The organism is Bradyrhizobium sp. CCBAU 25360, assembly GCF_028128695.1.
GTDB lineage: Bacteria > Pseudomonadota > Alphaproteobacteria > Rhizobiales > Xanthobacteraceae > Bradyrhizobium > Bradyrhizobium ottawaense.
In genome coordinates, this window is record NZ_LBJA01000028.1 from 65,123 (window position 1) to 82,137 (window position 17,015).

General features: G+C 64.4%; 19 protein-coding genes. 17 read left to right on the plus strand and 2 right to left on the minus strand.

The features are described from left to right. Window positions 1-126 precede the first annotated feature (126 nt). The gene (locus XH81_RS06210; RefSeq protein ID WP_028143430.1) at window positions 127-801 is read left to right on the plus strand and encodes a spermidine synthase; all 675 of its coding nucleotides are present in this window, start codon (window positions 127-129) and stop codon (window positions 799-801) included. On the opposite strand, the gene XH81_RS06215 is transcribed toward XH81_RS06210, so the two are convergent. Continuing rightward, entirely contained in the window at window positions 798-1,712 is a 915-nt protein-coding gene (locus tag XH81_RS06215; RefSeq protein WP_028143429.1) for an alpha/beta fold hydrolase, read from the minus strand. The genes XH81_RS06210 and XH81_RS06215 overlap by 4 nt on opposite strands. Window positions 1,713-1,880: 168 nt before the next feature. Between XH81_RS06215 and XH81_RS06220 the strand changes: the two genes are divergently transcribed. From XH81_RS06220 to XH81_RS06295, 16 genes are all read left to right on the plus strand, one after another. After that, entirely contained in the window at window positions 1,881-2,264 is a 384-nt protein-coding gene (locus tag XH81_RS06220) for a hypothetical protein (RefSeq protein WP_028143428.1), read from the plus strand. Further along, the gene (locus tag XH81_RS06225; RefSeq protein WP_028143427.1) at window positions 2,261-3,343 is read left to right on the plus strand and encodes a PHA/PHB synthase family protein; all 1,083 of its coding nucleotides are present in this window, start codon (window positions 2,261-2,263) and stop codon (window positions 3,341-3,343) included. The genes XH81_RS06220 and XH81_RS06225 overlap by 4 nt, the downstream gene beginning before the upstream one ends. Next, entirely contained in the window at window positions 3,340-3,933 is a 594-nt protein-coding gene (locus XH81_RS06230) for a GNAT family N-acetyltransferase (protein ID WP_028143426.1), read from the plus strand. The genes XH81_RS06225 and XH81_RS06230 overlap by 4 nt, the downstream gene beginning before the upstream one ends. Before the next feature lie 224 nt (window positions 3,934-4,157). Beyond that, a complete protein-coding gene (locus XH81_RS06235; RefSeq protein ID WP_028143425.1) occupies window positions 4,158-4,613 on the plus strand; it encodes a phasin in 456 nt (151 codons plus the stop codon). 245 nt (window positions 4,614-4,858) lie between these two features. Next, entirely contained in the window at window positions 4,859-6,145 is a 1,287-nt protein-coding gene (locus tag XH81_RS06240; protein WP_028143424.1) for a DUF445 domain-containing protein, read from the plus strand. A 187-nt stretch (window positions 6,146-6,332) separates the two neighbouring features. Further along, the gene (locus XH81_RS06245) at window positions 6,333-7,103 is read left to right on the plus strand and encodes an esterase/lipase family protein (RefSeq protein ID WP_028143423.1); all 771 of its coding nucleotides are present in this window, start codon (window positions 6,333-6,335) and stop codon (window positions 7,101-7,103) included. 312 nt (window positions 7,104-7,415) lie between these two features. Next, the gene (gene paaX / locus XH81_RS06250) at window positions 7,416-8,282 is read left to right on the plus strand and encodes a phenylacetic acid degradation operon negative regulatory protein PaaX (RefSeq protein WP_028143422.1); all 867 of its coding nucleotides are present in this window, start codon (window positions 7,416-7,418) and stop codon (window positions 8,280-8,282) included. A gap of 76 nt (window positions 8,283-8,358) precedes the next feature. Continuing rightward, window positions 8,359-9,351 (plus strand): 1,2-phenylacetyl-CoA epoxidase subunit PaaA, encoded by a 993-nt coding sequence (gene paaA / locus XH81_RS06255; RefSeq protein ID WP_028143421.1) that lies wholly within the window; start codon window positions 8,359-8,361, stop codon window positions 9,349-9,351. A gap of 10 nt (window positions 9,352-9,361) precedes the next feature. Beyond that, window positions 9,362-9,649, plus strand: coding sequence for a 1,2-phenylacetyl-CoA epoxidase subunit PaaB (gene paaB, locus XH81_RS06260; RefSeq protein ID WP_028143420.1), 288 nt, complete (start codon window positions 9,362-9,364; stop codon window positions 9,647-9,649). Next, a complete protein-coding gene (gene paaC / locus XH81_RS06265) occupies window positions 9,649-10,425 on the plus strand; it encodes a 1,2-phenylacetyl-CoA epoxidase subunit PaaC (RefSeq protein ID WP_028143419.1) in 777 nt (258 codons plus the stop codon). Before paaB ends, paaC begins: the two co-directional genes overlap by 1 nt. Then, window positions 10,419-10,922 (plus strand): 1,2-phenylacetyl-CoA epoxidase subunit PaaD, encoded by a 504-nt coding sequence (gene paaD / locus XH81_RS06270; protein ID WP_028143418.1) that lies wholly within the window; start codon window positions 10,419-10,421, stop codon window positions 10,920-10,922. Before paaC ends, paaD begins: the two co-directional genes overlap by 7 nt. Before the next feature lie 2 nt (window positions 10,923-10,924). Next, window positions 10,925-12,007 carry a 1,2-phenylacetyl-CoA epoxidase subunit PaaE gene (gene paaE / locus XH81_RS06275; protein WP_028143417.1) on the plus strand — a complete coding sequence of 361 codons (1,083 nt, stop codon included), beginning with the start codon at window positions 10,925-10,927 and terminating at the stop codon, window positions 12,005-12,007. Between the two features lie 101 nt (window positions 12,008-12,108). Further along, on the plus strand, window positions 12,109-12,558 hold the full coding sequence (gene paaI, locus XH81_RS06280) for a hydroxyphenylacetyl-CoA thioesterase PaaI (protein ID WP_028143416.1): 450 nt from the start codon (window positions 12,109-12,111) through the stop codon (window positions 12,556-12,558). A 38-nt stretch (window positions 12,559-12,596) separates the two neighbouring features. Further along, on the plus strand, window positions 12,597-13,928 hold the full coding sequence (gene paaK, locus XH81_RS06285; protein ID WP_028143415.1) for a phenylacetate--CoA ligase PaaK: 1,332 nt from the start codon (window positions 12,597-12,599) through the stop codon (window positions 13,926-13,928). 74 nt (window positions 13,929-14,002) lie between these two features. Next, a complete protein-coding gene (locus tag XH81_RS06290) occupies window positions 14,003-15,007 on the plus strand; it encodes a quinone oxidoreductase family protein (RefSeq protein ID WP_028143414.1) in 1,005 nt (334 codons plus the stop codon). A 2-nt stretch (window positions 15,008-15,009) separates the two neighbouring features. Beyond that, window positions 15,010-16,068: a YeeE/YedE family protein gene (locus tag XH81_RS06295; protein WP_028143413.1), complete on the plus strand. Its 1,059-nt coding sequence runs from the start codon at window positions 15,010-15,012 to the stop codon at window positions 16,066-16,068. Here the strand turns inward: XH81_RS06295 and XH81_RS06300 are convergent. Further along, window positions 16,047-16,961: a DMT family transporter gene (locus XH81_RS06300; RefSeq protein WP_028143412.1), complete on the minus strand. Its 915-nt coding sequence runs from the start codon at window positions 16,959-16,961 to the stop codon at window positions 16,047-16,049. The genes XH81_RS06295 and XH81_RS06300 overlap by 22 nt on opposite strands. Window positions 16,962-17,015: the final 54 nt, after the last annotated feature.

A 17,015-nucleotide genomic window follows, 5' to 3' on the forward strand; every position in this document is an offset into this window, starting at 1 on the left:
CCCGCGGCTGCGCGCAGCGCAGTCCGCCGGCGTAATCCACCGCTTCTGATCCCGTGGAAAGTAAAGAGGTGGGTTACGCCTTCGGCTAACCCACCCTGCGAATCCCGATCATGCTAAACGTCCCTCATGATTCCCTGGGAAAAAATCGACACCGCCAAAATCCCCGGCTCCGACGAAGAGCTTCGCCTGATGCGGCGAGGCAAGGAGTTCTCCATCAAGCTCGGCACCAACGAGCTGATGAACAACCGCCTGTCGGGCTCGGAAGCCGCGCTCGCAACGCTCGCAGCGAAGCAGATCGAGAAGGTGTCCAAGCCCGTCGTCCTGATCGGTGGCCTCGGAATGGGCTTTACGCTGCGTGCGGCGTTGGCGGTGCTTGGCGCCAAGGCGAAGATCGTGGTCTCCGAGCTGGTGCCGGCGGTCGTCGTCTGGGCGCGGGGCCCGATGGCGGAAGTGTTCGGCGAGAGCCTCGATGATGCCCGGGTGAGCATCCGGGAAACCGATGTCGGCGAAATCATCCGGGCGCAGCGGTCGGCTTTCGACGCCATTCTCCTCGACGTCGACAACGGGCCGGAGGGACTGACCCGCAAGGGCAATGATGCGCTCTATAGTTCGAGCGGGCTGAAGGCGGCGAAGACGGCGCTGCGGCCGGGCGGCATGCTCGCGGTCTGGTCGTCGGGACCCAACCCGGCCTTCACCAAGCGACTTCGCAGCGCCGGTTTCGACGTCAACGAGGTCAATGTCCGCGCGACCGGCAGGGGCGGCGGTGCGCGCCATGTGATCTGGATGGCGAAGAACTGTTAAGCTGCCTGCGCCGCCGCGCCATGCGCGTGCTTGTCGATGGCGCCGATGATCTCAGGCCAGAACCGCATCGGCAGTGCATGGCCCATACCGTCGATCATCAACAATCTTGCGTTCGGGATTGACGCCGCCGTGTCCTTGCCGCCCTCAGGCCGCACCAAGGGATCGACGGTACCGTGGATCACGAGCGTCGGCGTCTGCACGGCATGCAGCCGCTCCTTGCGGCTGCCGGACGCGAGCACCGCGCGGAGCTGGCGGCCGACGCCGGCCGGATTGAGCCCGCGCGCGAACACGCGCTCGGCGCGTTCCGGGTCGAGCGCTTCCTCCTCCGGAAAATGCCCGGCGCGCAACACCTTCCAGGTCTGGCCGTAGCGGACGATGAACTCCTCCTTGCTGCGCGGCGGCGGCGCCATCAGCATTGCGGCCGCCTCGCGCGTCGGCGGCGGCACGCGCGGACTGCCCGTCGTCGACATGATCGAGGTCAGCGAGCGCACGCGCTGCGGGAACGACAGCGTGACCTCCTGCGCGATCATGCCGCCCATGGAGGCACCGACAAGATGCGCCGATTTGATGCCGAGCGCATCCATCAGCCCGATCGTATCCTTGGCCATGTCGATCAGCCTGTAGGTTGCCGCGACGGGAATCCTGAAGAATCGCAGCTTAAGCAGCTCGAGCGGGGTCAACCGCTTGCCGCCCGTCAGATGGCTCGACTTGCCGATGTCGCGATTGTCGAAGCGGATCACGCGGAAGCCGCGTGCGGCAAGCTGCTCGCAGAACGCATCGTCCCAGTGGATCATCTGGGCGCCTAATCCCATGATCAGCAGCAGCGGCTCGGCATTGTCGTTGCCAAAAATCTCGTAGCAGATCTCGATGCCATTGGCGCGGACTGTCTGGGGCGGCTGATGGGCGTTCACGGGCGCGTTCCCTCAAGCGTTTGACTGATGCTGTATCGCACGGTTTCCCGTTGCAATGAAAGCCGCGCGCGGCACCGAGCCGCTGCTTGCCGGTTGACCGGCACGGCGCAACGGTGTGGTATGGCGAAAAAGAAGAGCATCGAAGCTCTCGACATCTGGAGGACACCGATGACCGACAAGACCAATGACCCGGTCGCCATGTGGCAAAAGATGGTTGGTGAGATGGAGAAGGGGTTCAACTCCTTCGCCAACCAGGCCATGTCGTCGCCCGAGTTTTCGCAGGCGATGAACCGTGCGGGGGGAGTTGCTGCAGGTGCTCAGAAGCAGCTCGGCGAACTCATGGAGAAGTATCTGGTCTCCATGAACCTGCCGAGTCGGGAGCAGGTCACAGGCCTTGCCGAAAGGCTGCAAGCTATCGAAATCCAGATCGGTGAGATCAAGTCGCTGCTGAACCAGATGGCTGCAAGTGCCGGCGTGTCTCAGGGGGGCGATTCCGCATTGCGGCCGCCGCGCACCAAGCGCCCGCCGTCTGAGGGCGGAGAGCAGGCATGAATGCAGCTCCCGGACTTGATTTCGCTTCTATCCCGGAACGCATCCAGAGCGAGGTGCAGCGCGCCATCCAGCGCAGCATCAAGGGCGTCGAATATTTCTCGACCTCGGGTCCATCACTTGGATCGACGCCCAAGGACGTGCTGCATTCGCGCGGCACCATGAATCTCTATCATTATCGCCCCATGTCGGACGAGATCTACCGCGTGCCGGTGCTGATCGTGATGGCCACCACCAACCGCGGCTACATCCTCGACCTCGTCCCCGGCCAGAGTTTTATCGAATTCCTGCTCAAGCGCGGTTACGACGTCTATATGCTCGACTGGAGCGCGCCGCGGCCGGAGGAGAAGAGCCTGCGGATGGAGGACTATGTCCTCGACTTCATTCCGGACTGTGTTCGCCGGGTGCAAGCTGATTCCGGCGAGCAGGACGTCTCCGTGATCGGCTATTGCTTCGGCGGTGTGCTGTCGCTGCTCTACGGCGCGATCCACAAGGATGGGCCGATGAAGAATTTGATCTGCTTCACCACGCCGATCGACTTCCGCGAGATGAAGCTGTTCTCGAATTTCTCCGACCGTCGCTATTTCGACGTCGACCGCCTCGTCGACAGCGTCGGCAACGTGCCGCCGGAGATGATCCTGTCCTCGTTCGAGATGCTGCGTCCGGCCTCGCGCACGGTGAGCCAGATCCAGCTCTGGGAAAACATCTGGAACGACGAGTTCGTCAAGTCCTACCGCATGTTCGACCGTTGGGCGACCGACACCCTGCCGCTGGCGGGCGAGTATTTCCGCGCCATCACCAAAGACCTGATGTGGGACAACAAGCTGTTCAACGACACCATGTCGGTCGGCGGCCGGCCTGCGAAGCTCGACAACATCAAGGTGCCGATTCTGCATGCGGTCGCCGAGCATGATCACATCGTGCCGTATGACGCCGCCAAGCACCTGATCGCGAAGATCGGATCTGCGGACAAGGAAGAGGTGATGCTGAAGGGCGGTCACGTCTCGCTCGTCGCGGGAGCCAACGCCGTGAAGCGGCTATGGCCGAAACTGGATTCCTGGCTAGGGAAGAGATCGACATGAGCGAGCAGCGTTCGTATCCGCGTCACGTCAAGACCGACGCCGGCGATATCGAGATTCGCTTGATGTCGCCTGCGGATGAAGCCGCGGTGCTCGCCTTCGGCAAGGGCCTGCCGACCCACGATTTGTTGTTTTTGCCGCGCAATATCAGCGAGCCGAAGGTGCTGTCGGCCTGGGTCAAGGAGATCGAGCGTGGCGCGATTACGAGCCTGCTTGCGGTCAGGGAAGGCAAGGTCGTCGGCTGCGGCACGCTGGTGCGCGATCCGCACTCCTGGTCGCCCCATGTCGGCGAGATTCGCATGGTCGTCTCGCTCGATGTGCGCGGGAAGGGGGTAGGGCGGGCGCTGTCGCAGGAGACCTTCGCGCTCGCGCTCGGCGCGGGCCTGGAAAAACTCTCGGTTCAGATGACGGTCGACCAGCAGGCCGCGATCGCCGTGTTCGAGAGCCTCGGTTTCAAGGCCGAAGCGTTGCTGCGAGATCACGTCCGGGACGTCGACGGCAAGACCCACGACATCGTCGTGCTCGGCCATAACATCGCGCAGGTCCAGGCCCAGATGGAGGCCTACGGGCTCCCAGGCGCCGTCCAGCACTAGGACCGCCGTCTCCAGCACTGGGGAGATGGTCCGACCGCTCTCCGGGAACCTGCTTGGCCAGGGAGGCATCATATGCCTCCTGTTAAGGCTGTTCACAGTTTCGTGATATCGCAGTGCAATAATAATATTGCATCGCACAATTAACTATGCCATATAAGCCGTGCCCCGGGCCATCGAGGACGGGGTGAGCCCATAGCTCAACCAATGAGGATGGAGAGAACCCCATGACCACTGAAACCAACACCGCTTTCGAGGGCTTCAAGGACGCTTTCAAGAACATCCAGAACCTGGAAGTTCCCGAGGCCGCCCGCGAGTTCGTCAAGAAGACCGCCAACACCGCCAAGGACCGTGCTGCAGAGGTGTTCGCTGGCTCCGAGCGCGTGACCGCCGCCGTCGAGAACGCGGTGACCGAGTCCGTCACCGAGGCCGGCAAGATCAGCCGCAATATCCAGCAGGCGATCTATGACGACGCCCAGGCGTTCTTCGCCAGCATCGACAAGCTTGCTTCCGCCAAGTCGGTCAGCGAAGCCGTCGAGATCCAGTCGAGCCTGCTCCGCGCCCGCGGCGAAGTGTTCGTCTCGCGCGCCAAGGCGACCGCCGACTATTTCGGCCAGCTCGCCGCCAACGGTGCGAAGTCCGCTCAGGACAATTTTGCCAAGGTCTACAACAAGACCGCCTGATCCGGCGCCCTGAGTCAAAACTCAATTTGAGGCCCGCTTCGGCGGGCCTTTGTTTTTGCCTCTTGCGTTCCCCGGACGCAGTGCAGCCGCCCCTGGCGATGCGAAGCATCGACCAGGGGTGTGGTGCACTGCTGATCCGGGGGCCATCCTGCATCGGATGCTTGCTGGGTCCCGGCTCTGCGGCGCATCGCTCTGCGCTGCACCGCGTCCGGGACACGCGGAGATCGACACGCTAAGTATCTACAATGACCCCACCCGCCGCCTTCTCCTTCGATACTCCCGGCGATGCCGAACGCGCGGCCGAGCTGCGCCGCGTGAAAGCGCTGGCGACGCTGGTGCTGGCTTCGACGCTTGCCCTGTTCGTCGTCGCGAAGTTGCTGCTGAACGCGCATCCCGTGTTCGGCTTCATCGCCGCCTTCGCGGAAGCCGCGACCATCGGCGGCCTCGCCGACTGGTATGCCGTGGTCGCGCTGTTCAAGCGGCCGCTCGGCCTGCCGATCCCGCATACCGCGATCATCCAGAGCAACCAGGCCCGGATCGCCGACAAGCTCGGCGAATTCATCCAGGTGCATTTCCTCGAGGCGGGACCGGTCGAGGCCAAGCTGAAGGAGATCGATTTCGGCTCCTTCGTCGCCGACTGGCTGCGCGACCGCAAGCGCAGCGACGATCTCGCGCGCTTCGCGCTCCGCCTGTTGCCGGAGGCCGTCTCGGCGACGGAGAGCTCGGGTCTGATGACCTTCATCATCCGCCGCATGTCATCGCAGCTCCAGGCGATCGACCTTGCGCCACTCGCCGCCGGCACGCTGCGCGGTTTCGTGGCGGAGGGGCGCCATCAGATCCTGTTCGACGATCTCCTGCGCGTGATGCACGAGACGCTGAACCAGAAAGAGACGATGGGGATGATCCGCGAGAAGGTGCGCGCGGAATTGCCGACCCTGCTGCGGCTCTACCGAGCCGACAAGTTTCTGGTGAACAAGATCGTGGCGTCCGCGACCGCCTTCTTCAACGAGGTGCGCAGCGATCCCAAGCATCCCTTCCGCGGCGAGTTCGACCGCATGGTGCTGAGCTTCGTCGACCGGCTCGGCACTGACCAGGTCTATATCGACCGCATCGCCGGCTTGAAGCGCGACCTCCTCGCGCGGCCCGAGCTTGCCGATCTCGCACGCACCGTCTGGGCCAACACACGCTCCTTCATCGAACGCAGCGCGAGCGGCGAGACGCAGGTGCTACAGCATCATCTCGCCGGCATGTTCGTTTCCGCCGGCGATGCGCTCGCCGGCGATGCCGAGCTGCGCGACGAGATCAACAAGGGGCTGGTGACGGTGCTGCGCAGCTTCGTCGCCGACCAGAAGAGCGGCGTCTCCATCTTCATCTCCGACCAGGTCAAGGCATGGGATATGGCGCAGTTGATTTCGCTGATCGAAATCAACATCGGGCGCGACCTGCAATACATCCGTTTCAACGGTTCGCTGATCGGTGGGCTCGCCGGGCTCGCGCTCTACTCCGTAGAATTCCTGCTCCGATTGCTGTGACTTTTGCGCCACGGACGTTAGCATTAACGCGCGGGCCTATTGTCGCCCCGCGACTCTCCCGCTTGAATGTCGGAACCGGCCGCCTAGCTGATTCATGCTGCGCTGCGGAACGATCAAGAAGCCGGCGTATTGGAATTCATGCCCATTTGCCGGTATCGCGCCCGGCGCCTTCTCAGGGGAAACATTGATGACCGCTACTGCCCAGACGCTGCGTCCGCCGTCGAGAACTCTGATGTTTATGGAAGGGCGCGCGATCCACGAGTTCGGCGCATTTCTCGGCGCACTGCCGCTGCTGAGCCTTGCGCCGCGCGGTGATGGGCACCCGGTGCTGGTGCTGCCGGGCCTCGTGGCCTCCGATGCTTCCACGCGTGCGTTGCGCACGTTTCTGACCAGTAAGGGATATGCGGTGAGCGGCTGGCGCCAGGGCCGCAACTATGGCCTTCGCGAGGGCGTGCAGCATGCCATGGTCGATCTGGTCGAGGAGCTCAGCGAAACCCATGGCCGCAAGATCAGCCTGGTCGGTTGGAGCCTTGGCGGCCTCTATGCGCGGCAGCTCGCCAAGATGATGCCCGAGCGCGTGCGGCAGGTGATCACGCTTGGCAGCCCCTTCGCCGGCGATCCCCGTTCAACCAATGCCTGGCGCGTCTATGAATGGGCGAGCGGTCGGAAGTCGGACGAGGTCGATCCGCGGTTCGGCGGCGATCTCGCGGCACCACCGCCGGTGCCGACCACCGCCATCTTCAGCCGCACTGACGGCGTCTGCGCCTGGCAGGGCTGCATGGAGAAGTCGGGCGGGCAGACCGAGAGCATCGAGATCGAGAGCAGCCATTGCGGCATGGGCCATCACCCGGCCGCGGTCTATGCCGTGGCCGACCGGCTCGCGCAAAAGGAAGGCCACTGGCGGCCATTCGACCGCAGCGGCTGGCGCAGCTTGGCCTATCCCGATCCGCATCGGTGATCTTCGCCTCTTTCCGCGTGCGGCAGGGCAATCGGATTTGAACATTGAGCAGAGGCCGTCATGCCCGGGCTTGTCCCGGGCATCCACGTTCTTGTACTGCGTGAAAGGCTCGTGGATGGCCGGGACAGGCCGGCCATGACGCTGTGAGTACGCCGCGAGTCCGTCTCCCTCCGTCCCCGCGGAGCCTCCCCCTCATCCCGACCTTCTCAGCGCGAGCGAAGCTCGTCGCGGCCACGCAAGCGGGGGAAGGAGAAGAGAAGGCGTCGCACCCGTCCATTGTCGCGCCCGCATCAAACGCGCTATGCCTCGCACATGGCGCATCCGCTCTCCCGCATCATCGACCAGCTCAAGCGTGAACCGTCGCGCACCGGTTCCATCGTCATCACCGTGTTCGGCGATGCCATCGTGCCCCGCGGCGGTTCGGTGTGGCTCGGCACGCTGCTCGAATTCTTCGACGGTCTCGACATCGACAGCGGCGTGGTGCGCACCACGATGTCGCGGCTTGCGGCCGATGGCTGGCTCACGCGGGAAAAGGTCGGCCGCAACAGCTTCTATCGGCTTGCCGAGAAGGGCCGCCAGACCTTCGAGGCCGCGACACGCCACATCTACGATCCGCCGCCATCCGACTGGACCGGACGCTTCGAGCTGCTCCTGATCGGCAATGGCGGAGATCGCGACGTCTCGCGCGAAGCGCTCCGTAACGCCGGCTTCGGCAGTCCGCTGCCGGGGGTTTGGGTCGCGCCGTCGGGCCTGCCGGTGCCGGATGAAGCCGGGGGCGCGATCCGTCTCGAAGTCTCGGCTGAGGATGACAGCGGGCGTCGCCTGCTCAGTGCGAGTTGGCCGCTGGACCGCACCGCGGATGCCTATCTGAAATTCATGAAGACGTTCGAGCCGCTGGGCGCCGCGATCGGCCGCGGCACCGATTTGTCCGAGGCCGACGCGTTTACCGCGCGCATCCTCCTGATCCACTACTATCGCCGCGTCGTGCTGCGCGATCCGCTATTGCCCGAAAGCCTGCTGCCGACCAACTGGCCGGGCAGGGCGGCACGGAACCTGTGCGGCGAAATCTATCGCGCGCTGCTTGCCTCCTCCGAACAATGGCTTGATGGACATGGAACCAACGAGAAAGGGCCATTGCCGCCGGCGCGGAAGCTTCTGGAAAGGAGGTTCGAGGCCTGAGTTTTATGTTACAGAAATATCTTGCATGACGTAACTTTTGTTATATATTGCCTCCCAATAAATCGGGAGGATGCGCATGTATACCCAGGCGCTGAATACGGCCGAGACCGACGACCGCGGTCTTGAGGACGCAGCCAAGGCTGCGCAGTTCCAGGCCCGCGTCGATGCCGAGGAGCGCATCGAGCCGAACGACTGGATGCCGGCGGCCTATCGCAAGACGCTCACACGCCAGATTTCCCAGCACGCCCATTCCGAAATCGTCGGCATGCTGCCTGAGGGCAACTGGATCACCCGTGCGCCGACCCTGCGCCGCAAGGCCGCGCTGCTCGCCAAGGTGCAGGACGAGTGCGGCCACGGGCTCTATCTCTATGCTGCGGCCGAGACGCTCGGCTCATCGCGCGAGGAGCTGGTCGATGCCATGCTCGCGGGCAAAGCCAAGTACTCCTCGATCTTCAACTATCCGACGCTGACCTGGGCTGATATCGGCACCATCGGCTGGCTGGTCGACGGCGCCGCGATCATGAACCAGATCCCGCTGTGCCGCTGCTCCTACGGCCCCTATGCGCGCGCGATGATCCGGGTCTGCAAGGAGGAGTCGTTCCATCAGCGCCAGGGCTACGAGATCATGCTGACGCTGTGCCGCGGCTCGGACGAGCAGAAGGCGATGGCGCAGGATGCGCTGAACCGCTGGTGGTGGCCGGTGCTGATGATGTTCGGCCCGCCAGATAGCACGAGCCAGCATAGCGACACCTCGACCAAGTGGAAGATCAAGCGTTTCTCCAACGACGAGCTGCGCCAGAAGTTCGTCGATGCCACGGTGCCGCAGGCGCAATATCTCGGCCTCACCATCCCCGATCCCGGCATGATTCAGGATGCCGACGGGCACTGGCGTTACAGCGAGATCGACTGGACCGAGTTCAAGCAGGTGCTCGCCGGCAACGGCCCCTGCAATCGCGACCGCATGGCCGCGCGCCGCAAGGCGCATGCGGAGGGGGCCTGGGTACGCGAAGCCGCCGCCGCCTACGCCGCCAAGCGCACGCATCGCCAGACCGCACAAGCCGCGGAATAGGGAGATCAACATGGCCACTCCGAACACGCCGCTGTGGGAAGTCTTCATTCGTAGCCGCAATGGGCTCGCGCACAAGCATGTGGGATCGCTGCACGCGAGCGATGCCACCATGGCGCTGCAAGCCGCCCGCGACATCTACACCCGCCGCGGCGAGGGCCTGTCGATCTGGGTCGTGCCGTCGACCGCGATCACTGCGAGCGATCCCGCCGAGAAGGCCATGATGTTCGAACCGGCGGAATCGAAGATCTACCGGCATCCGACGTTCTACGAGGTGCCGGAAGAAGTGGGACATATGTGATGCCGGTCGCCAACATCGATGTCTCCGAAACGCCGCTGGTGCTCTACGCGCTGCGCCGCGCCGACGATGCGCTGATCCTCGGCCACAGGCTGTCGGAATGGTGCGGGCATGCGCCGATGCTGGAAGAGGATATGGCGCTCTCCAACATCGCGCTCGACCTGATCGGTCAGGCGCGCGAACTCTACACCTACGCTGCCAAGGCCGAGGGCAGGGATAACGACGAGGACAAGCTCGCTTATCTGCGCGACGTCAGGCAGTACCGCAATCTGCTGCTGGTGGAGCAGCCCAACGGCGATTTTTCCCAGACTTTGGTGCGGCAGTTCTTCTATTCCGCGTTCGCCGACCTCTACTGGCGCGCGATGATGAATTCGCGCGACACGACACTGGCAGCGATTGCCGCCAAGTCGGAGAAGGAGAGCGCCTATCATTTGCGCCACGCCTCGGAGTGGCTCATCCGGCTCGGCGACGGCACCGATGAGAGTCATGCCCGCGCGCAAGCCGCGATCGATCATCTCTGGGCCTTCACCGGCGAGATGTTTGCCGTCGACGACGGCGAGCGCGCGCTGATCCATGCTGGTATCGCGATCGATCCCGGCACCTTGCGTGGTCGCTGGTTGCAGACGCTTTCCGATGTCGTCAGCGAAGCCACGCTGGTATTGCCGCAGAATGACTGGATGCAGCAAGGCGGCCGCGTGGGCCGGCACAGCGAACATCTCGGCCATCTCCTGTCCGAGCTGCAATCGATGCAGCGCACCTTTCCGGGCCTGACATGGTGAGCCTGCTCGATCATGACAGCGAACTGCGCCGGCGCGCCTGGGACGCTGCGGCGAGCGTGGTCGATCCCGAAATTCCGGTGCTGACCATCGCCGATCTCGGCGTGCTGCGCGAGGTTTCCCTCGACGGCGATCACGTCGAGGTCGCGATCACGCCGACCTATTCCGGCTGTCCGGCGATGAACATGATCGCGCTGGAAATCGAGCTGGCGCTGGAGCGCGCCGGTTTTCGCCGGTCAAAAGTCCGCACCGTGCTGTCGCCGGCCTGGACGACCGACTGGATGAGCGAGGAGGGCCGCCAAAAGCTGCGCGCCTACGGCATCGCGCCGCCGCAGGCATCAAGCTCACGCCGGGCGCTGTTTGGTGAACAGGCGGTGGGCTGCCCGCAATGCGGCTCGGAAAACACTGAGCTGCTGTCTGAATTCGGCTCGACCTCCTGCAAGGCGCTGTGGCGCTGCAAGTCCTGCCGCGAACCCTTCGACTATTTCAAGTGTCATTGATCATGTCAGCAGCCGCACCGCGCTTCCATCGCCTGGCCGTCAGCGACCTTCGTCGCGAGGCGTCCGACGCCGTCTCGATGACCTTCGCCATCCCCGGCGATCTCGCCGGCGATTACGCTTTCACGCCCGGCCAGTACCTCACGCTCCGCACCACGCTCGACGGAGAGGAGGTGCGCCGCTCCTATTCGATCTGTTCCGGCCCTGATGACGGCGAGATTCGTATCGCCGTGAAGAAGATCGACGGTGGCGCGTTTTCGAACTGGGCGGCCGAAGATCTCAAATGCGGCGACGAGCTTGACGTGATGACGCCGACCGGGCGCTTCGGTGCAGTCCCGCCGGCGGATATTGCACGCATCCATGTCGGCTTTGCCGCGGGCTCCGGCATCACGCCGATCCTGTCGATCGTGAAGGGCGTGCTCGCGCGTGAGCAAGGCAGTCGCTTCTTCCTGTTCTACGGAAACCGCACGACCGATAACATCATGTTTCTCGAGGCTCTCGAGGAGCTCAAGGATCGCTTCATCGACCGCCTCTCCATCTTCCACGTTATCTCCGGCGAAGAGCAGGACATCCCGATCCTGCATGGCCGGCTCGACGGCGACAAGGTGAGGGTGCTGCTGCGCTCGCTGGTGCCGGCGGCTAGCGTCGATCATCTCTACATCTGTGGCCCTCTCGGCATGAGCGAGGACATCGAGACCACCTGCCGCGAGCTCGGCATCGCGGAAGAGCGTATCCACGTCGAGCGCTTCGTCTCCGAGTTCGGCGGCAAGCCGCGGCCGAAGAAGGTGGTCGCGCCCGACGCGCCGCCGAAGGCGATCGCCTCGCTGATCATCGACGGCAAGCGCCGCGACGTTCCGGTCGCCGAGGACGAGGCGATCCTCGATGCGGCGCTACGCGCCGGCGTCGATCTGCCCTTCGCCTGCAAGGGCGGCATGTGCTCGACCTGCCGCGCCAAGCTGGTCGAAGGTGAGGCGCCGATGGACATCAACTATTCGCTGGAGCCCTGGGAGTTGAAGGCCGGGTTCGTCCTGACCTGCCAGGCGAAACCGTCGTCGGAGCGTGTCGTGGTCGATTATGACCATGTCTGAGCAGGTGCTTCAGACGCCGGCGATGCAAATGCGTCGCATTATTTGACAGTTTTGGCCAACCAGCAGAACATCATGGAAAACCATCTGGCCGGGAGAAGCGCGTGAACGTCAAAGCTGCCCTGTCGCCCGAGGATGTTGCCCGCGCCTGCGCTGAGGCGATGTGGGCGGAGGACGATGCCTCCAAAGGGCTCGGCATGGAGATCGTGGAGATTGGCCCCGGCTATGCAACGCTCGCGATGACGGTGCGGCCGGATATGGTCAACGGCCAGCGCATCGCCCATGGCGGCTTCATCTTCACACTCGCCGATTCCGCCTTCGCCTTTGCCTGCAACTCGCACAACGAACGCGTGGTCGCAGCGCAGGGGCAGATCACCTTCATCAAGCCGGGCAGGCTCGGCGATCGCCTTGTTGCGAAGGCGTGCGAGGTCACCCGCGGCGGCCGCTCCGGCATCTATGACGTGCGAGTTACCGCAGGCGATACCGTCATCGCCGAATTCCGCGGACACTCGCGCGTCATTCCCGGCACGTGGCTGCCGACGCAGAACCGATAATCAATCAAGAAAAAACTAATCAATGATGGGAAACGAGGATGGCTCTGACGAGGCTCAAGGAAGGCGGCAGCGCCTACAGCGCCGAGATGGATGCGCATGAGCGCGCCTCGCGCGACGAGATCATGGCGCTGCAGAAGCAGCGGCTGACCTGGTCGCTGAAGCACGCCTATGACAACGTCGCGCATTATCGCAAGGCCTTCGACGAGGCCGGCGTGCATCCGTCCGATTTTCGCGAGCTCTCCGATCTCGCGAAATTCCCGTTCACGGTGAAAACGGATCTACGCGACAACTATCCCTTCAACATGTTCGCCGTGCCGCGCGAAAAGCTGGTGCGCGTGCATGCGTCCTCCGGCACGACCGGCAAGCCGATCGTGGTGGGGTATACGCAAGGAGACATCGACACCTGGTCGGACGTGATGGCGCGCTCGATCCGCGCCGCCGGCGGCCGCACCGGCATGATCATCCACAACGCCTACGGCTATGGCCTCTTCACCGGCGGCCTTGGCGTGCATTACGGCGCCGAAAAACTCGGCTGCACCGTGGTGCCGATCTCCGGCGGCATGACCGAGCGGCAGGTGCAGCTCATTAACGATTTCAGGCCCGACATCATCACGGTGACGCCGAGCTACATGCTGGCGATCCTCGACGAGTTCAAGCGTCAGAAGCTCGACCCGCGCCAATGCTCGCTCAAGGTCGGCATCTTCGGCGCCGAGCCCTGGACCAATGCGATGCGCGGTGAGATCGAAGAGGCCTTCGACATGGACGCGACCGATATCTATGGTCTGTCCGAAGTGATCGGCCCCGGCGTCGCCCAGGAATGCATCGAGACCAAGGATGGCTTGCACATCTGGGAGGATCATTTCTACCCCGAGGTGATCGATCCCGAGACCGGTGCCGTGCTGCCCGACGGGGAAAAGGGCGAGTTGGTCTTCACCTCGCTCACCAAGGAAGCCTTTCCGGTGATCCGATATCGCACCCGCGACCTGACGCGGCTGCTGCCGGGTACGGCGCGGCCGGGCATGCGGCGGATGGAGAAGGTGACGGGCCGCTCGGACGACATGATCATCCTGCGCGGCGTCAACCTGTTCCCGACCCAGATCGAGGAGGTGCTGCTCGCGACCGATTGGTGCGGCGGCCACTTCATCCTGGAACTGACCCGCGAAGGCCGTATGGACGAGCTGACCATCATCGCGGAGGCGCGATCCGAAAGCTGGGACGGCCGCGGTCTTCTCGACCATGCCGACCGGATTTCGACGCACATCAAGAACACCATCGGCATCACCTCCAGAGTGCAGGTGGTCGCGCCCGCCACGCTGGAACGCTCGCTGGGCAAGGCCAAACGCCTCTACGATAAGCGGCCCAAGGACTGATTTGACCGGACTTGACCGATTGACTTGATCGGCCCCAAAGGCGACAAGGCCCGCGAGAAATCGCGGGTCTTTTCATGTCGCCAGCCGATACCAAAACCATCGAAGCGCGCTGTGTGCGCCTCAATGCCAAGGCCGAGAACGCCGCGGCGGTTGCGCCGGTGGTCGAGCGTCACACGCTGACGCGCGGCCCCAATGATCTCCTGATCGAGGTGAAGGCCGCCGCCGTCAATCCCTCCGACGTGAAGGCCGCGACCGGGTCGATGCCCTATGCCGTATTCCCGCGCACGCCGGGCCGCGACTATTCCGGCGTGGTGATCGACGGGCCGGCCGGCACGGTCGGCCGCGAGGTGTTCGGCTCCTCCGGGGATCTCGGCATCCGCCGCGACGGCACTCACGCAACCCATCTCGTCGTCGAAGCTGACGCCGTCGTCGATAAGCCGAAGACGGTGTCCTGGGAGGAGGCCGCCGGCATCGGCGTGCCCTTCGTCACCGCGATGGAAGGTTTTCGCCGCGCGGGCGTGCCGAAGAACGGCGAGAATGTTTTGGTGTTCGGCGTCAATGGCAAGGTCGGCCAGGCCGCGGTGCAGATCGCGACCTGGCAGGGCGCGCGCGTCATCGGCGTGGTACGCAAGGCAGAGGCTTACGAAGGCCACACCAATGCCCCCATCGAGGTGATCGACGCGTCCGCGACCGACGTCGCCACGCGCGTGCGCGAATTGACCGGCGGCAAGGGCGCCGACATCGTCTTCAATACCGTCGGAGATCCCTATTTCCAGGCCGCGCACAAATCGCTCGCATTGCGTGGCCGCCAGATCCTGATCGCCGCGATCGACCGCATCGTGCAGTTCAACATCCTCGAATTCTACCGGGGCCAGCACACCTATGTCGGCATCGACACGCTCGGCCTGTCGTCGGCCGCGACTGGCGCGGTGCTGCGCGATCTCGGCGCGGGCTTTGCGAGCGGCCAGCTGAAGCCGTTCCCGATCAAGGCGAATGCCGTCTATCCGCTGGAGCGCGCCAAGGAGGCGTATGTCGCGGTCGCCGGCTCTTCGCGGGATCGCGTGGTCCTGAAGCCGTAATCATGGATTCGTCCGCAGCACTCGTCATCTTCGCCGGCCTCGCCATCGGCCTTGTCTACGGCGCCGTCGGTTTGCTCAGCGGCTTCTGCCTGATGAGCAGCATGCGCGGCTGGCTCGCGCAAGGAGACGGGCGGCTGGCGCGGACCTATGCGCTGGCGATCGCCGTCGCGATCGCCGCCAGCCAGTTCCTTGCCGGCAACGGCATGGCCGATTTGGGCAAGTCGATCTACCTGCAGCAGACGTTCTCGGCGCCGGTGCTGTTCCTCGGCGGGGTGCTGTTTGGTTACGGCATGGTGCTGTCGAACGGCTGCGGCTCGCGCGCCCTGGTGCTGCTCGGCCGCGGCAATCTCCGCTCCTTCGTCGTCGTGATCGTGCTCGCCATCGCTGCGCAGATGACCCTCAAGGGTCTGATCGCACCGGCGCGCATCGCGCTGGTTCAGGCCTCGCAAACCACCGTCAGCGCCAATTCGCTGCCGTCGCTGCTGGCGACGCTTGGCCCAGCTGAAGCTCTTTCGCGCGCGCTGGCTGCCGCCGTGCTCGTCGTCGTGCTGATCCTGTTTGCCTTCGCGCATCCGGCCTTCCGCCGCTCGCCCGGTCAGATCGCAGCGGGAATCATCGTCGGCCTGCTCGTTGCCGCGGGCTGGCTCGTCACCGGCTATCTCGGTGCCGACGACTTCAATCCGGTGCCGGTGACCTCGCTCACCTTCATCGCGCCGATCGCGGACGCGCTGCAATACGCCATGCTCTCGACCGGCCTGACGCTCAATTTCGGTATTGCGACGGTCGCCGGCGTCTTCACCGGCAGCCTGATCACCGCACTCGCCACGGGCCGCTTCAAGCTTGAGGGCTATTCCTCGCCGCGCCACATGCTGCGCTCCGGCAGCGGCGCCGCGCTGATGGGCATCGGCGGCGTGATGGCATTCGGCTGCTCGATCGGGCAGGGGCTCACGGGCGTGTCGACGCTGGCGCTGGGCTCGTTCGTCGCGCTCGCCGGCATCCTGCTCGGCACGACCGCAGGTCTGCGTGGCGTGCTGCGGGTTCAGCCGCTCGCGATGGCCTGACCGCGCAACAGCCGGTCGCCGAGCGTCGCAAGTCCTATGCCGGTGACGATCAATCCGGCCGCGACAGCAAGGCTCAAGTCGAGGGGCTCGCCCAGCAGGATCGCGGCACTGGCGATACCGACGAGCGGCGTCCCGGTGGTGCCAAGCGACGTCGTCAGCGCCGAGATGCTCTTGTTGACCATCGACATCGCCCAATAGGCCAGCGCGGTTCCGATCAGGCCGGAGTACAGGAACAGCATAGCCAGCCGCCACGACCATTCCACGTGCGGCAGCCCGTCGATGACCATCGCCAGGGTCGAGAGTATCACCGTGGCCACGAGCACCTGCCAGATCAGGAGCTGAAGCGGGGAGGCGATCCAGCGATGCGCGCGGATGTAGATGATATTCGCAGCCCACGAGATCGCGGCCAGGATGACCATGCCGGCGCCGAGCACGACGTTGGCATTGCCCCAGTCTATTGAGGACGGATTCAGGATCACGGCAAGGCCGATCAGTCCGAGCAGGGCGCCGGCAAGCTTGGGTGCGGTCAGCGTGTCCTTCCCGAGCAGGGGCGCCGCAATCGCGACCCAGAGCGGCGTGGTGTAGCCGAGCACGATGCCCTTGCTCGCGGGCAGGAAGCGCAGGCCGGCCGCGACCAGAATGGAGAAGAGCGTCATGTGCAGCAGCGCGACGCTGAGGACCACCGGCACGTCGCGCCGCTCCGGAATCACGAGATTGTTGCTCAGTCCGAGGATGACAAACAATCCTGCCAGCGCGATCCAGCTCCGGATCGCCGAGCTCCACAGCGGCGGGACGAGCTGCACCAATTGCTTCGTCACCGACCAGTTCACGCCCCAGGCCAGCACGACGATGAGGAACAGGCCGACGGCCGCGCGGGAGGACAGGGAGTTCATCGCAAGATCCTTGAAGCAGTCCGGTCCGGCCGATAGCATCCGCACTGGTACCCA

Bases quoted from the DNA above. Each gene is read 5' to 3' on its own strand.
- XH81_RS06240 (WP_028143424.1), top strand. From the start codon at position 4,859: ATGACCCCACCCGCCGCCTTCTCCTTCGATACTCCCGGCGATGCCGAA.
- paaK (WP_028143415.1), top strand. From the start codon at position 12,597: ATGGCTCTGACGAGGCTCAAGGAAGGCGGCAGCGCCTACAGCGCCGAG.
- paaC (WP_028143419.1), top strand. From the start codon at position 9,649: ATGCCGGTCGCCAACATCGATGTCTCCGAAACGCCGCTGGTGCTCTAC.
- paaX (WP_028143422.1), top strand. From the start codon at position 7,416: ATGGCGCATCCGCTCTCCCGCATCATCGACCAGCTCAAGCGTGAACCG.
- XH81_RS06210 (WP_028143430.1), top strand. From the start codon at position 127: ATGATTCCCTGGGAAAAAATCGACACCGCCAAAATCCCCGGCTCCGAC.
- paaE (WP_028143417.1), top strand. From the start codon at position 10,925: ATGTCAGCAGCCGCACCGCGCTTCCATCGCCTGGCCGTCAGCGACCTT.
- XH81_RS06295 (WP_028143413.1), top strand. From the start codon at position 15,010: ATGGATTCGTCCGCAGCACTCGTCATCTTCGCCGGCCTCGCCATCGGC.
- paaD (WP_028143418.1), top strand. From the start codon at position 10,419: ATGGTGAGCCTGCTCGATCATGACAGCGAACTGCGCCGGCGCGCCTGG.
- XH81_RS06300 (WP_028143412.1), bottom strand. From the start codon at position 16,961: ATGAACTCCCTGTCCTCCCGCGCGGCCGTCGGCCTGTTCCTCATCGTC.
- XH81_RS06225 (WP_028143427.1), top strand. From the start codon at position 2,261: ATGAATGCAGCTCCCGGACTTGATTTCGCTTCTATCCCGGAACGCATC.
- paaA (WP_028143421.1), top strand. From the start codon at position 8,359: ATGTATACCCAGGCGCTGAATACGGCCGAGACCGACGACCGCGGTCTT.
- XH81_RS06245 (WP_028143423.1), top strand. From the start codon at position 6,333: ATGACCGCTACTGCCCAGACGCTGCGTCCGCCGTCGAGAACTCTGATG.
- XH81_RS06230 (WP_028143426.1), top strand. From the start codon at position 3,340: ATGAGCGAGCAGCGTTCGTATCCGCGTCACGTCAAGACCGACGCCGGC.
- paaB (WP_028143420.1), top strand. From the start codon at position 9,362: ATGGCCACTCCGAACACGCCGCTGTGGGAAGTCTTCATTCGTAGCCGC.
- XH81_RS06220 (WP_028143428.1), top strand. From the start codon at position 1,881: ATGACCGACAAGACCAATGACCCGGTCGCCATGTGGCAAAAGATGGTT.
- XH81_RS06290 (WP_028143414.1), top strand. From the start codon at position 14,003: ATGTCGCCAGCCGATACCAAAACCATCGAAGCGCGCTGTGTGCGCCTC.
- XH81_RS06235 (WP_028143425.1), top strand. From the start codon at position 4,158: ATGACCACTGAAACCAACACCGCTTTCGAGGGCTTCAAGGACGCTTTC.